13 protein-coding genes and 1 pseudogene are annotated in these 13723 nt (G+C 73.8%); 8 read left to right on the top strand and 6 right to left on the bottom strand.

From position 1 onward, the window contains the following. The first annotated feature begins 93 nt into the window (after nucleotides 1-93). Complete coding sequence (locus PH189_RS12985) at nucleotides 94-1431, top strand: DUF349 domain-containing protein (RefSeq protein WP_378015049.1); 1338 nt, start codon at nucleotides 94-96, stop codon at nucleotides 1429-1431. Nucleotides 1432-1433: 2 nt separating this feature from the next. On the opposite strand, the gene PH189_RS12980 is transcribed toward PH189_RS12985, so the two are convergent. The 3 genes and pseudogenes from PH189_RS12980 to PH189_RS12970 all read right to left on the bottom strand — a co-directional run bounded on the left by PH189_RS12980 (nucleotide 1434) and on the right by PH189_RS12970 (nucleotide 4975). Beyond that, on the bottom strand, nucleotides 1434-1895 hold the full coding sequence (locus PH189_RS12980; protein WP_274189207.1) for an Rv2732c family membrane protein: 462 nt from the start codon (nucleotides 1893-1895) through the stop codon (nucleotides 1434-1436). A 2-nt stretch (nucleotides 1896-1897) separates the two neighbouring features. Then, entirely contained in the window at nucleotides 1898-3508 is a 1611-nt protein-coding gene (gene miaB, locus PH189_RS12975) for a tRNA (N6-isopentenyl adenosine(37)-C2)-methylthiotransferase MiaB (RefSeq protein WP_378015045.1), read from the bottom strand. Nucleotides 3509-3530: 22 nt separating this feature from the next. Beyond that, nucleotides 3531-4975: pseudogene (locus tag PH189_RS12970) on the bottom strand (APC family permease). A gap of 6 nt (nucleotides 4976-4981) precedes the next feature. Here PH189_RS12970 and PH189_RS12965 point away from each other — a divergent pair. Further along, nucleotides 4982-5929 carry a TAXI family TRAP transporter solute-binding subunit gene (locus PH189_RS12965; RefSeq protein ID WP_274189206.1) on the top strand — a complete coding sequence of 316 codons (948 nt, stop codon included), beginning with the start codon at nucleotides 4982-4984 and terminating at the stop codon, nucleotides 5927-5929. On the opposite strand, the gene PH189_RS12960 is transcribed toward PH189_RS12965, so the two are convergent. Both PH189_RS12960 and PH189_RS12955 read right to left on the bottom strand, forming a co-directional pair. Continuing rightward, nucleotides 5905-7500, bottom strand: coding sequence for a sensor histidine kinase (locus PH189_RS12960; protein WP_274189205.1), 1596 nt, complete (start codon nucleotides 7498-7500; stop codon nucleotides 5905-5907). The two genes, PH189_RS12965 and PH189_RS12960, sit on opposite strands and share 25 nt — an antisense overlap. Before the next feature lie 3 nt (nucleotides 7501-7503). Continuing rightward, nucleotides 7504-8199: a response regulator transcription factor gene (locus tag PH189_RS12955; protein ID WP_274189204.1), complete on the bottom strand. Its 696-nt coding sequence runs from the start codon at nucleotides 8197-8199 to the stop codon at nucleotides 7504-7506. Between the two features lie 201 nt (nucleotides 8200-8400). On the opposite strand from PH189_RS12955, the gene PH189_RS12950 reads away from it, so the two are divergent. From PH189_RS12950 to PH189_RS12925, 6 genes are all read left to right on the top strand, one after another. After that, nucleotides 8401-9129, top strand: coding sequence for an amino acid ABC transporter ATP-binding protein (locus tag PH189_RS12950; RefSeq protein ID WP_274189322.1), 729 nt, complete (start codon nucleotides 8401-8403; stop codon nucleotides 9127-9129). Nucleotides 9130-9141: 12 nt separating this feature from the next. Continuing rightward, the gene (locus PH189_RS12945) at nucleotides 9142-10038 is read left to right on the top strand and encodes a glutamate ABC transporter substrate-binding protein (RefSeq protein ID WP_274189203.1); all 897 of its coding nucleotides are present in this window, start codon (nucleotides 9142-9144) and stop codon (nucleotides 10036-10038) included. Between the two features lie 77 nt (nucleotides 10039-10115). Further along, nucleotides 10116-10760: an amino acid ABC transporter permease gene (locus PH189_RS12940; protein WP_274189202.1), complete on the top strand. Its 645-nt coding sequence runs from the start codon at nucleotides 10116-10118 to the stop codon at nucleotides 10758-10760. Continuing rightward, the gene (locus PH189_RS12935) at nucleotides 10757-11614 is read left to right on the top strand and encodes an amino acid ABC transporter permease (RefSeq protein ID WP_274189201.1); all 858 of its coding nucleotides are present in this window, start codon (nucleotides 10757-10759) and stop codon (nucleotides 11612-11614) included. The genes PH189_RS12940 and PH189_RS12935 overlap by 4 nt, the downstream gene beginning before the upstream one ends. Beyond that, entirely contained in the window at nucleotides 11611-12126 is a 516-nt protein-coding gene (locus PH189_RS12930) for a GNAT family N-acetyltransferase (protein WP_274189200.1), read from the top strand. Before PH189_RS12935 ends, PH189_RS12930 begins: the two co-directional genes overlap by 4 nt. Nucleotides 12127-12228: 102 nt before the next feature. Continuing rightward, a complete protein-coding gene (locus PH189_RS12925; RefSeq protein ID WP_274189199.1) occupies nucleotides 12229-12714 on the top strand; it encodes a DUF3592 domain-containing protein in 486 nt (161 codons plus the stop codon). Between the two features lie 58 nt (nucleotides 12715-12772). On the opposite strand, the gene PH189_RS12920 is transcribed toward PH189_RS12925, so the two are convergent. Next, entirely contained in the window at nucleotides 12773-13642 is an 870-nt protein-coding gene (locus tag PH189_RS12920) for a succinate dehydrogenase/fumarate reductase iron-sulfur subunit (protein WP_274189198.1), read from the bottom strand. Between the last annotated feature and the right edge of the window lie 81 nt (nucleotides 13643-13723).

Genomic DNA, 13723 nt, shown 5'->3' with positions numbered 1-13723 from the left:
CCGAGGAGCGGGAGGTGTCGGCGGGAGATGACCGACGAGCAGGCCCGGGGCGCCGTGGACACCGCGGCTCCCGGCGGCGCGGCCCAGCCCACGATGACGCCGCCCACGGTGACGCCCCCGGCGGCCCCTGCGGCCACCACCCCGCCGGCCACCCCCGCACCCACCCCGGACGGGGCACCGCCCACGTTCCCGTCCGTCCCGGCGGCGGCCGGCGATCCGGGTCGATGGGGGCGCGTGGACGACGAGGGCACGGTCTGGCTGCGGGTCGAGGGCCCCGACGGCGCGGTGACCGAGCGGGCCGTCGGCTCGTGGCAGGCAGGCGACGCCACGGAGGGCCTGGCCCACTTCGCGCTGCGCTTCGACGACCTGCGCACCGAGGCCGACCTGCTCGTCCGCCGCCTGACCTCCGGGCGTGGCGAGGCGCGCGCGACGCTGCGCAGCGCCACCACCCTGCGCGAGCGCCTCACCGACGCGGCGGTGGTCGGTGACGTCGCGGGGCTCGCCGCCCGGCTCGACGCCGTCGTGGCCGCCGCGGAGCAGGCCGACGAGGTCGAGCGCGCGGCCCGCGCCGGGGCCCGCGAGGAGGCGGTGGCCCACAAGGAGGCGCTGATCGCCGAGGCGGAGGCGCTGGCCGAGGAGACCACGCGCTGGAAGCACGCCGGCGACCGCTTCGCGGCCATGGTCGAGGAGTGGAAGGCCGTCACGGGCATCGACCGGCGCACCGACGACGCGCTCTGGAAGCGCTTCTCCCGGGCCCGCGAGACGTTCGCCCGCCGCCGCGGCGCGCACTTCGCCGAGCTGGACCGCGCGCGCACCGCGGCGAAGGCCCGCAAGGAGGAGCTGGTCGCCGAGGCGGAGGCGCTCACCGACTCCGAGGACTGGGGCCCCACCGCCGGGCGCTACAAGGAGCTCATGGCGGAGTGGAAGGCCGCCGGGCGCACCAGCAAGGACGCCGACGACGCGCTGTGGGCGCGGTTCCGCGGCGCCCAGGACACGTTCTTCGCCCGCCGCTCCGAGACGTTCTCCGCCCGCGACGCCGAGTTCATCGGCAACGCGACGGCCAAGGAGGCGCTGCTCGCCGAGGCCGCGAAGATCGACCTCTCCGACGTCGACGCGGCCCGCGCGGCGCTGCGCGACGTCCAGGAGCGGTGGGACGCGATCGGCAAGGTCCCCCGCGAGCGGGTGCGCGAGTTCGCCGCACGTCTCAAGGAGGTCGAGGACCGGGTGCGTGCCGCGGTCGACCGCCGCTGGCAGGCGGCCGACCCGGAGACCGAGGCCCGGGTCGCGCAGTTCCGCTCGCGCGTCGAGGGGTACGAGGCGCAGGCTGCCAAGGCCACGGCCGCGGGCGACCACCGTCGGGCGAAGGAGGCGGAGCGCCAGGCCGCCCAGTGGCGCGAGTGGCTCGCCGCCGCGGAGCAGGCGACCCGGTAGGGCTACCGCCGCGAGAAGGCGTACCCCGCCCAGCGGCCGGTGAGGACGATCATCGCCAGGAGGGCGAGCCAGAGCCCACCGCCCGGCCCCGAGCCGGCCGAGGTGTTCTGCGACCAGATCGCCCACAGGCCGGTGACCGAGGTGATCGCGCACCCGGCGGCGGTGACGAAGACCAGCGGCCAGCGGGCGGTCAGCAACGTGACCGCGGTGCCGACCACCCCGAACACCACGGCGAGCGTGCCGAAGAGCCGGGGCAGGACGGTGACGCCCGGGCGGCCGAGCACGACCTCCCAGCCCGAGGCGCCCAGACCGGTCCACGGCAGCACGGCGGCGAGCAGCAGGACGAGCACGGCGACGGCGGCGACAAGGGCGCCGGCGCCGAAGTCGACCCGCGCGTCCCGCGGCGGCGGGCCGTCGGTGCGAGGCGGGCCGGTGTGGGGATCGGTGGTGCGGGGATCGGTCACCGTCAGACCTCCGTGAGGGTGGCCGGGTGCCCCGGCGCCGCAGAGCCCGGCCCGTCCGGACCCGCCCCGCAGCCGGTGGCGGGCGTGGCCGGAGAGGGGGGTGGCCCGAGCGTGGGCAGGCCGAGACCCGTGGTGCGCGGGGTCGTCGGCCGCTGCCCGGCGGCGTGGGCGTCGCCGGCACGCGTGCGCCGGTGGGTGAGGACGTCACCGTCGGCGACGATGTGGTGCGGCGCGCCGTAGGTGGCCCGCACGGTGACGACGTCGCCGGGGCGCACCGCTCCCTCGACGGTCGGGCTCCGCTGCGCTCCGTCTCCGAGGGCGACGGCGGGTCCGACCGGGGTGAAGTGCACGAGCCGCCCGTCGCGGGCGCGTCCGCTCATGCGGCGGGTTACCCCGTCCTTGCGGCCCTCACCGGTCGAGACGACGAGCTCGAGCTCCCGGCCGACCTGCTCGCGGTGCAGCTCAAGGGAGATCCGCTCCTGGAGGTCGACGAGGCGGTCGTACCGCTCCTGGACGACGGCCTTGGGCACCTGGTCGGGCAACGTCGCCGCGGGCGTGCCGGGGCGCGGCGAGTACTGGAACGTGAAGGCCTGCGAGAACCGCGACTCCTCCACCACGCGCAGCGTCCCGGCGAAGTCCTCCTCGGTCTCGCCCGGGAAGCCGACGATGATGTCGGTGGTCAGGGCCGCGTCGGGCATCGCCTCGCGGACCTCGGCGACGATGTCGAGGTAGCGCTTCGCCCGGTAGGAGCGGCGCATCGCCTTGAGCACGCGGTCCGAGCCGGACTGCAGCGGCATGTGCAGCTGCGGGCAGACGTTCGGCGTCTCGGCCATCGCCGCGATGACGTCGGAGGTGAAGTCGCGGGGGTGCGGGCTGGTGAAGCGCACCCGCTCGAGACCCTCGATCTCCCCGCATGCCCGCAGCAGGTCGGCGAACGCCGTCCGTCCCGTCGCCCTGTCGGAGAACCCGACCCCGTAGGCGTTGACGTTCTGACCGAGCAGCGTCACCTCGAGCACGCCCTCGGCGACCAGCGCCTCGACCTCGGCGAGGATCTCGCCCGGTCGGCGGTCGACCTCCTTGCCGCGCAGCGAGGGCACGATGCAGAACGTGCAGGTGTTGTTGCAGCCCACCGAGATCGAGACCCAGCCCGCGTAGGCGGAGTCGCGGCGCGCCGGCAGGTGCGACGGGAAGGTCTCGAGCGCCTCGAGGATCTCCACTTGCGCCTCGCCGTTGTGGCGGGCCCTCTCGAGCAGGGCGGGCAGGGACCCGGTGTTGTGCGTGCCGAACACGACGTCGACCCAGGGGGCCTTGCGGACCACGGTGTCGCGGTCCTTCTGCGCCAGGCAGCCACCCACGGCGATCTGCATCCCGGGCCGGCGGGCCTTCTCGGGCGCGAGGTTACCGAGCTGGCCGTAGAGCTTGTTGTCGGCGTTCTCGCGCACCGCGCAGGTGTTGAACACGACGAGGTCCGCGCCGTCGGCGTCGGGCGTGTGCTCGTAGCCCGCCTCCTCGAGCACCCCGGCCAGGCGCTCGGAGTCGTGCACATTCATCTGACATCCGTGGGTGCGGATGTGGAAGCGGGGCCGGGTTCCGGCGCTCATCCCTGCGGTCATCACCGCCCAGGGTAGGCGCCCGTCACTTGCCGAGCCGCTCCGCGTCGAACTCGTCGACCCTGCCCACCGTCGCGCGGTTGACTCCCCACAGCACGACGCCGAGGAGGATCAGGATGCCGCCGAACAGGTACTCCTTCGGCGGGCGCCCGGAGAAGGGGCTGGCGAGGAACGCGCACAGCACGGCGGCGACCACGGGGACCGCCGTCGGCGTCCGGAAGTGCTGGTGGTCCACGGGGTCGCGACGCAGCACGAGGACCGCGATGTTGACGATGGTGAACACGACGAGCAGGAGAAGGGACGTCATGCTGCCCAGCTCGGAGATGTCGAGCAGCAGGACCAGGATGATCGCGAGGCCGCTGGTGACGACGATGGCGAACCACGGGGTGCGACGTCCCGGGTGCACCTTGGCGAACGCGTTGGGGATGATCCGCTCGTTCGCCATGCCGTAGAGCAGCCGGCTGGCCATCATCATGTTGATCAGCGCCGTGTTCGTCACCGCGAACAGCGTGATGGCGGCGAACACGATCGCCGGGAAGGCCGGCGAGGCGGTCTGCACCACCGTCAGCAGGGCCCCGCTCTCGGCCTCCGCGAGCTGGTCGGTGGGCACGAGCGTCGAGGCGATCACCGCCACGACCAGGTAGATCGTCGCGGTGAACCCCATCGCCAGCAGCATCGCGCGGGGGAACGTCTTCGGCGGGTCGACGGTCTCCTCGGCCATGTTCACCGAGTCCTCGAAGCCGACCATGGCGAAGAACGCCAGCGCGGTGGCCGAGGAGATCGCCAGCAGGACGGCGGGCTCGGAGAAGATCGAGCTCTCCGGGGCCGACGCCGCGAACTCGGTGAGCCGCGAGGGGTCACCCAGCCCGTTGAGCACCGCGTAGCCACCGAGCACGATCACGATGAGCAGGCCGAGCAGCTCGATCGTGGTGAGCACGACGTTGACCTTCACCGACTCGCCCACGCCGCGGAAGTTGATCGTCGCGAGCATCAGGAGGAAGGCGACGACCACCAGCGGGGTGACCCAGCTCGGCAGCTCGCCGACGATCGTCTCGAGGTTCCGCCCGCCGAAGGCCTGGGCGGCCGAGGCCGCGGAGGTGATCCCGAGCACATCACCGTGAAGGCGACGAGGAACGTGAGGAAGGGCCGCCGGAAGGCCTGGTGGGTGTAGAGAGCGGCGCCCGCGGCGCGGGGGTACTTGCCCACCAGCTCGAGATAGCTGAACGCCGTCATGAAGGCCACGACGAAGGCCAGCAGGAACGGCAGCCACAACGCCCCGCCGACCCGTTCCGACACGGTGCCGGTGAGGGCGTAGATCGTCGTGCCGAGGATGTCGCCGATGATGAAGAAGACGAGCAGCTTGGGGCCGATCGCGCGGGCCAGGCTCGTACCGCCGCCCGATCCACCCCCGGATCCGTCGGTCGTCGTGGCGTTCACGGTGTCGTCGGTCACGGGGGCATGCTGCACCATGACGCGATGACCCGGGCCCTGCGACGCCGCACGGTCCTCGGCGCTGGTCTGGGTGCGGCGGCGCTGCTCGGCGTCGGGTGCGCCCCGCCCGACAGGACGCCCGTCGTCGTCGCCACCGGCGGGCCGCAGGGTGTCTACCGGCGCCTCGGCGAGGCGATGGCCGAGCTCTGGCGGGTCGACCCCGGGGTGCCGACGGGGGTCCTCGGCAGTGAGGGCTCGGTCGACAACGTCGGCATGCTCGTCTCCGGCCGGGCGCGGGTCGCGTTCTGCGCCGCCGACGTCGCGGTCGACGGCGCGGTCGACGGCGCCCGTCCCCGCCACCCGCTGCAGGCGCTGGCCCGGGTGCACGACGACGCGATCCACGTCGTCGTCCCGGCGGAGTCGCCGATCCGCCGGCTCGCCGACCTCGCGGGACGCCGGGTCTCGGTGGGCGCCCGCAACTCCGGCGTGCTCGTCGTCGCCCCGCGCCTGCTCTCGTCGGTGGGCCTGACCGCCGAGCGGGACATGCGGGCGGTGATGCTCGGGCTCGACGAGTCGGCGGCAGCGCTCGCGCGCGGCGAGATCGACGCCTTCTTCTGGTCGGGCGGAGTGCCCACCGCCGGCGTCGACCGGCTCGCCGCCGTGCGCCCGGTCCGCCTGCTCGACCTCGGTGAGGAGACCGTGCGGCTGCGCACCCGGTACCCCGTCTACGACGTCACCACGGTCCCGGCGGGCACCTACGGGCTCGTCGACCCGGTCAGCGCGGCCTCGGTCCGCAACGTCCTGCTCGTCACCGGCGACATGGCCCCGGACCTCGCCGAGTCGCTGACCCGCGCGCTCCTCGAGGGGCGCGAGGCCCTCGCTGTCGCCGATCCGGCCGGTCGCAGCATCGACCCCCGCTCGGCGATCGGCACCCAGCCGGTCGCGCTGCACCCCGGGGCCGTTGCCGCCTACCGGGCGGTCAAGGGGCTCTGATCCACGGCCGGCCGGGACGCGGCGGCCCCGGAGGCGGCGACCCCGGAGACGGGGATACCGGGGACGGGGGCATCGGAGACGGGGGCATCGGAGACGGGGGCATCGGAGACGGGGGCATCGGCCGAGCCGGCCGCCGCGTCGGCCCGCTCGTCATCCGCCGCGGGCGCCGCCGCCGGCGGCAGGCGCAGCACGACGCGCAGGCCCCCGTCCTCGGGCAGCTGCAGCAGCAGCTCGCCCCCGACCCGCTCGGCCGAACGGGCGGCGATGGCGAGCCCGAGGCCGGTGCCGGTGCTGCCGTCCTGGGCCGGTGAGCGCCAGAACCGGTCGGTAGCGCGGGCGAGCTCGCCCGGGTCGATCCCGTCGCCGTGGTCGCGCACGCCGATCTCGACCCAGCCGTCGACCCGCGCCGTGGAGAGCTCGACGTCGGTGCCCGGCGGGGCGTACTTGAGCGCGTTGTCGAGTACCGCGTCGAGGACCGCGACCACCGAGTCCACGTCGGAGCGCGCCACCAGCCCGCCGGGGCCGAGGCGGCGCAGGGACAGGCTCTCGTGCTCCGCGAGCACGCTCCAGGTGTCCGCCCGCTCGTCGAGCACCGGGTCGATCGGCATCGGCACCGGCTGCGGCGGACGGCCCTCGGCGCGCGCGAGCGCCAGCAGCGCGTCGAGCACCGCGGCCAGGCGATCGGTCTCCTCCAGCGCCGCGCCGTGTTCGTCGCGCAGGGCAGCCAGCGCGTCGGGGTCGACGCGGACGTCCGGTGCGGCGAGGGCGGCGCCGACGTTCTGCAGCCGCAGCCGCAGGGCGGTCAGCGGGTTGCGCAACTGGTGGCCGGCGTCGGCCACGAACGCGCGCTGCGACTCGAGCGCGTGCGTCACGCCCACGGCCATCTGGTCGAAGTGCCGGGAGAGCCGCCGCAGCTCGGGCGGGCCGTGGTCATCGCCGACCGGGCGGGGCGCCCGGCCCGCCCGCACGGCCGCGGCGACCTGGGCCGTGCCCGCGTCGAGGCTCTCGACGGGGGCGAGGATCCAGCGCACGAGCGGGAGCGCGAGCCCGGCGGCGACGGCGAGCGCCACGAGCGCCGCCCCGGCCAGCGCCGCCCAGGCGCGCAGCGTCTCCCACCGCGCAGGCGCCGTGGGCGAGACCGTGACCGCGGCACCCCGCACCTCGCCGCCGACCAGCACGGGCTCGGCGAGCAGCATCGGCGCGGTGTCCCAGGGCCACACGGTGTCCGGGGGCTCGGAGCGCTGCCCCACCAGGGCGAGCTGCACGCGCGCCACGGTCGCGTCGGACACCTCCGGTCGCGACGCCGTGAGCACCCGGCCCTCGCGGTCGAGCACCACCGCGGCGACCCCGTACAGCTCGTCGTAGCGGGCGAGCTCCCCCGCCAGCGCCCCCGGCTCGTCGTCGGTGACCGCGCGCTGGGCCAGGGCCGCGAACCGGGTGGTGTCGCCCAGCCGGTCGGCGAACAGCCGCGACGTGGCCGCCGACGCCGCGGCGCCCGCCAGCGGCGCGCCGAGGCCCACGACCAGCAGCCCCACGAGGACCCCGAAGACGACGAGCAGCCGCGTGCGCACCCCTCAGACCCCGCTCCGGCGGTCGGCCCCCGCGGTCAGCCGGTACCCGACCCCGCGCACCGTCGCCACCATGCCGGGGCGGGCGAGCTTGGTGCGCAGGGTGGCGACGTGAACGTCGAGCGTCCGGTCGGCGCCCGGCCAGCGGCGGCCCCACACCTCGGCGACCAGCCGGTCACGGGTGCACACCGCGCCGTCGGCCTCGGCGAGCAGGGCGAGGACGGCGAATTCCTTGCGGGAGAGCGCGACCTCCTCCCCGTCGACGGTCAGCGCGTGCCGGGCCCGGTCCAGCACGACGCCGTCGCCGAGCTCCGCCACGGTGGCGGGGGTCCCACCGGTGGGGGGCACGACGCCGCGACGGCGGCGCACGGCGTGGATGCGGGCGACGAGCTCCCCGACGTCGTAGGGCTTGACCAGGTAGTCGTCGGCGCCGTGGTGCAGCCCGAGGATGCGCTCGTCGACCCGGCCGCGGGCGCTGACCACGATCACGGGTACGTCGCCGGCCTCCCGGATGCGCCGGCACACCTCGAGGCCGTCGACGTCGGGCAGACCGAGGTCGAGGAGCACGACGTCGGTGCCGGCGAGGTGCGGCAGCACGGCGAGCCCGCGCGAGACCCGCTCCACCTGCATCTCGTGGCGCTCGAGGGCGGCGCGCAGGGCCGCGGCGACGCGGTCGTCGTCCTCCACCACGAGCACTCGCACTGCCGCGCTCCTCCCGGCCCACCTCCCCCGGTGTCACCGACGTTACGGGGTGGCCCGGTAACCCTAAGTCTTCCTCAAGAGCGTGGACGCCCGGTTCGGCGCCCTGGCACGTTCCGCACCACCGGGTCGGTGGCACAGCGAGGAGGACCGGTGGCGATGAGTGACCAGAGCGCTCCGGGCGCAGCGAGCTCCAGCCCCCCGATGGTCCGCATGGCCGGGGTCAACAAGCACTTCGGCGACCTGCACGTCCTCAAGGACATCGACCTCGAGGTCGCGCGCGGCGAGGTCGTCGTCGTGCTCGGCCCGTCCGGGTCGGGCAAGTCGACGCTGTGCCGGGCGATCAACCGGCTCGAGCCGATCGACGGCGGCACCGTGGAGATCGACGGCACCCTGCTGCCCGAGGAGGGCAAGGACCTCGCCAGGCTGCGGTCCGACGTCGGCATGGTGTTCCAGCAGTTCAACCTGTTCGCCCACCTGACGATCCTCGACAACGTCGTGCTGGCCCCGACGCGCGTCCGCGGCGTGTCCAAGGCCGAGGCACAGGAGCGCGCCCGCGCGCTGCTCGACCGCGTCGGCATCGCCGAGCAGTCGAACAAGTACCCCGCCCAGCTCTCCGGCGGGCAGCAGCAGCGGGTGGCCATCGCCCGGGCGCTGGCCATGGAGCCCAAGGTGATGCTCTTCGACGAGCCCACCTCCGCGCTCGACCCGGAGATGGTCGGCGAGGTCGTCGAGGTCATGGCGGGCCTCGCCAAGGACGGCATGACGATGGTCGTGGTGACCCACGAGATGGGCTTCGCCCGCCGGGCCGCCCACCGCGTGGTGTTCATGGACGACGGCGAGATCGTCGAGGACACCACCCCCGACAGCTTCTTCTCCCGGCCCGCCACCGAACGCGCCCGCGACTTCCTCGGGAAGATCCTCACCCACTAGAACGGAGCCGTCATGAGACGCCTCGTCTCCCTTCGGACCCTCGGCGTGCTCCTCGCGGTCGTCGCGCTCGCCTTCGGCGCGGCGTGCGGCCGCGAGGGCAGCCCCGGCGGCCAGCCCGTGGCGGGCTCGCCGGTGGCCCAGAACGTCCAGGTGCCCGGATCGCCGGTGTTCGCGACGATGCAGCAGCGCGGCCGCCTGGTGCTGGGCGTCAAGAACGACCAGCCCGGGCTCGGCATCCAGGACCCGACGACCGGCCAGTACACCGGCTTCGACATCGAGATCGGCCGGATGGTCGCCGCGGGCCTCGGCTTCGGCCCCGACCAGATCGACTACCGGGTCATCCCGTCGGCCGCTCGCGAGGACGCGATCTCGCGCGGCGACGTCGATCTCTACGTCGGTACCTACACGATCAACGACAGCCGCAAGCAGCGCGTGGGCTTCGCCGGGCCGTACTTCGTCGCCGGGCAGGACCTGCTCGTCCGCGCCGACGACCAGTCGATCACCGGCCCGCAGACCCTCCAGGGCAAGCGGGTCTGTTCGGCGACCGGCTCGACGCCGATCCAGCGAGTGCGCCAGCAGAACCTGACCCAGAACGTGGTCGAGTTCCAGAACTACTCGCAGTGCGTCGACGCCCTGCGCGGCGGCCAGGTCGACGCCGTCACCACGGACAACGCGATCCTGCAGGGCTACGCCGCACAGTCGCCCGACCAGCTGCGTGTCGTCGGGGTGACGTTCTCCGAGGAGCCGTACGGCATCGGCATGAACCGTGACGACGCGGCCCTGCGCAACAAGGTCAACGACCTGCTGGCGGCCGCCGAGGCCGACGGCACGTGGACCCGTCTCTACAACGAGACGCTGGGCCGTTCCGGCATCCCGGCGCCCCAGCCCCCGCCCATCGAGCGCTACTGAGGGCTCCGCACTCGTGAGTGATCCGGGTCGTCATGGCGACCCGGATCACTCACGTGGCGAAGCCATGGAGGCCACACGTGGACGTCCTGTTCGGCAACCTCGGCGAGTACCTCGGCCGCTTCGGCGGCACGATCGGGCTGTTCGTCATCTCGGCGATCGTGTCGCTGATCCTCGGCGTCGTCCTCGCGGCGATGCGGGTCAGCCCGGTCCCCGCGATGCGCGCGACCGGCACGGTCTACGTGACGCTGCTGCGGAACACGCCGCTGACCCTCGTGCTGTTCTTCTTCGCGCTCGGCTTCACCAAGCTGTTCTTCTACCTACCGTTCTTCCTGCTCGCGGTCATCGGGCTCTCGCTCTACACGGCCGCGTTCGTGTGTGAGGTCGTCCGCGGCGGGATCAGCACCGTGCCCGAGGGCCAGGCCGAGGCGGGGCGCGCCCTGGGGCTCGGGTTCACCCAGATCCTCGGGCTCATCGTGCTCCCGCAGGCGGTGCGCTCGGTCATGCCGCCGCTGACCAGCGTGCAGATCGCCCTGCTGAAGAACACCACGGTCGCGGCCGGCTTCTCGGTGTTCGAGGCCGGCGGGTTCTACCGCGCGATCAACGAGCGGGGTGGCTCGACGCTGGTGGCCCTGCTGTGGGTCGCGCTGGGCTTCATCGTCCTCGTCCTCCCCCTGACGGTGCTGCAGCGCCGGCTCGAGATGCGCTGGAGCGTCAGCCGATGAGCGCACCCACCGCCGTCCTCTTCGACGCTCCCGGTCCCCGGGCACGGGCCCGCAACACCGTCGCCGGCATCGTCACGCTCGCCGTCGTCGCGGCGATGATCGGCGTGATCGTCTGGCGGATGGCCGCCACCGGGCAGCTCGACGCCCGCGTGTGGGAGTGGCTCCTCTACGAGAACGTCCAGCTCGCCCTGCTCGACGGCCTGGTCAACACCCTGCGGGCCTTCGCGTCCGGAGCGGTGCTCGCCATGCTCCTGGGCGGGCTCCTGGCGCTGGGCCGGCTCTCGGACCAGCGCTGGCTGAAGTCCGTCTCCGGTGGGGTGGTGGAGCTCTTCCGCGCCGTCCCCCTGGTCGTGCTGATGTTCCTCTTCTACTACGGCATGCCGTCGATCGGGATCACCGTCTCGACCTACGCGGCCGTGGTGCTGGGCCTGACGCTCTACAACGGGGCGGTCCTCGCCGAGGTGTTCCGCGCCGGTGTCCTGGCGGTCCCGCGCGGGCAGTCCGAGGCCGCCTACGCCCTGGGGATGCGCAAGTCGGGCGTCATGCGGTTCATCCTGCTCCCGCAGGCCGTGCGCTCCATGCTGCCCGCGATCGTCAGCCAGCTCGTGGTGCTGCTCAAGGACTCCGCCCTCGGGTTCCTCATCACCTACCCCGAGCTCCTCTTCCAGGCGCAGTTCCTCGGCTCGAACGCCACGCTCGGCTCCCCGCTGATCCCTGTGGCCCTCGTCGTCGCGGTCATCTACATCACCCTGTGCCTGCTGCTGTCGGCCTTCGCGACCTGGCTCGAGCGACGGTCCCGGCGCAGCCCGGCCGCGCTGGCCGTGGCTCCCGTGGGCCGCCTCGACGACGCGTGACCGGACCGGGGCGGGTCCGCCCGGCCCGCGGCGACGAGCTGGAGGACCTGCGAGCGATCGAGGTCGCCGCCGGCGCGGTCTTCCGCGAGATCGGGATGGATCCCGTCGCCGACGACGCCCCGCCCTCGACGGTCGTGCTGCGCGGGGCGCTCGACCGCGGCGGGCTCCGGGTGATCGAGGACGACGGCGTCGTGGCCGGTTATCTGATGGACGACGTCGTCGACGGCGCGCCCCACCTCGAGCAGGTCTCGGTGCACCCGGACCACGCCCGCCGGGGCCTCGGGGCGCGACTCGTCGAGGATCTCGTGTCCCGCGCGCGGGCCGCGGGCCACCGGACGATCACGCTCACGACCTTCGTCGACGTGCCGTGGAACGGGCCGTACTACGCGCGGCTGGGCTTCCGGCCCCTCGCCGACGACGAGCTCGGGCCGGGCCTGCGGGCCGTGCGCCGCGCCGAGGTCGCCCGCGGGCTGGACCGCTGGCCCCGGACCGCGATGCGCCGCGAGCTCTGAGCCTGGCCCACGGCCCGACCGTGTCCTGAGGACACGGTCTCGTCGTGGAGATTCGTCCGTTCGGTCACTACTCTGGGTGACCCCTGTCGTCGAGGAGGCAGCGTGGACCCCGAACCGGCCGCCCCGCCCCGCGTCTCGCGCCTCCACCGGCTCACCGACCTCGTCGTGGGGCTCCTGCTCCTCGTCGGGGCCGTGTGGGCCGGGGTGAACGCCGGGACGGCGACGTGGGACGCCGCCGTGCTGCTCGTCCGTGGCGAGTCCGTGCCGGCGACCGTCGTGGCCGCCGACCACGATTCCCGGCTCGGTCGCATGGACGACCTCGTCGTGGCGCTCCCCGCTCCGTACGACGTCCGGGCCGAGGTCGCGACGCCGCGCGAGGACCTCGAGCCCGGCGACGTCGTCGCGACGGTGGTGGATCCCGACGCGCCGGCGCGCGCCGCACTCGTCGAGGACGGCTGGCCGTGGCGAACGACGTTGCCGCTGCTCCTCGTCCCCGTGCTGGCACTCCCCGCCCTGTTGGCCCTCGGCCTGGCTGCGTTCGGGCGTTCGTCCGGGACGGGGCGGGAGACGGCGGAGCAGGAGCCCTGACACACCGCGGCCCGGGCCTGCCGCAGCGGACCCGGGCCGACGGGCGACCGGAAGGGCGTCAGGCCTGAGCGCCCCCGCGCTGTTCGATGTGCGCGATGTGGTCGGCGTCGAGCGCGGAGCCGTTGTCGGGCCCCGGGGCGTCCAGCGAGCGGGCGCCGGTGGCGCCGCGCTGCTCGAGCTCCTGGCGCTTGAAGATCTTCTTACCGAGCCACACCAGCGGGTCGTACTTGCGGTCGACCACGCGCTCCTTCATGGGGATCAGCGCGTTGTCGGTGATCTTGATGTGCTCGGGGCAGACCTCGGTGCAGCACTTGGTGATGTTGCAGTACCCGAGGCCGTGCTCCTCCTGCGCGTCCTCCTTGCGGTTGCGCACGTCGAGCGGATGCATGTCCAGCTCGGCGATCCGCATGAGGTAGCGCGGGCCGGAGAACTCCTGCTTGTTCTCCTCGTGATCGCGCACCACGTGACAGACGTTCTGGCACAGGTAGCACTCGATGCACTTGCGGAACTCCTGCGACCGCTCGACGTCGGCCTGCGCCATCCGGTACTCGCCCGGCGCGAGCCCCTCGGGCGGCGCGAATGCCGGCACCTCGCGGGCCTTGGCGTAGTTGAAGTCGACGTCGGTGACGAGGTCGCGGATCACCGGGAAGGTCCGGATCGGCGCGACGCTGATCTCCTCGTTCTCCTCGAACGTCGACATCCGCGTCATGCACATCAGCCGCGGGCGGCCGTTGACCTCGGCGCTGCAGGAGCCGCACTTGCCGGCCTTGCAGTTCCAGCGCACCGCCATGTCCCCGGCCTGGGTGGCCTGGATGCGGTGCATGATGTCGAGGACGACCTCGCCCTCCTCGACGTCCACGGCGTAATCGACGAAGTCGCCGCCCTCGGCGTCGCCCCGCCAGACCTTGAACTGTGCCTGGTAGCCCATGCCTACGCTCCCCCTCCGGTGAGCTCGCCGCCCGGGTCGCCGCCGGTCTCGACGGTGGTCGAGCTCCGCTCCGCGTCGTCT

It is taken from the genome of Actinomycetospora chibensis (genome assembly GCF_028737215.1).
GTDB lineage: Bacteria > Actinomycetota > Actinomycetes > Mycobacteriales > Pseudonocardiaceae > Actinomycetospora > Actinomycetospora chibensis.
Note: the sequence above shows the minus strand (reverse complement) of the source record. Positions and strands in the feature narration are given on the sequence as shown.

Coding starts and splice junctions, on each gene's coding strand:
- miaB (WP_378015045.1), bottom strand. CDS start 3,508: ATGACCGCAGGGATGAGCGCCGGAACCCGGCCCCGCTTCCACATCCGC.
- PH189_RS12945 (WP_274189203.1), top strand. CDS start 9,142: ATGAGACGCCTCGTCTCCCTTCGGACCCTCGGCGTGCTCCTCGCGGTC.
- PH189_RS12985 (WP_378015049.1), top strand. CDS start 94: ATGACGCCGCCCACGGTGACGCCCCCGGCGGCCCCTGCGGCCACCACC.
- PH189_RS12950 (WP_274189322.1), top strand. CDS start 8,401: ATGGTCCGCATGGCCGGGGTCAACAAGCACTTCGGCGACCTGCACGTC.
- PH189_RS12965 (WP_274189206.1), top strand. CDS start 4,982: ATGACCCGGGCCCTGCGACGCCGCACGGTCCTCGGCGCTGGTCTGGGT.
- PH189_RS12920 (WP_274189198.1), bottom strand. CDS start 13,642: ATGGGCTACCAGGCACAGTTCAAGGTCTGGCGGGGCGACGCCGAGGGC.
- PH189_RS12935 (WP_274189201.1), top strand. CDS start 10,757: ATGAGCGCACCCACCGCCGTCCTCTTCGACGCTCCCGGTCCCCGGGCA.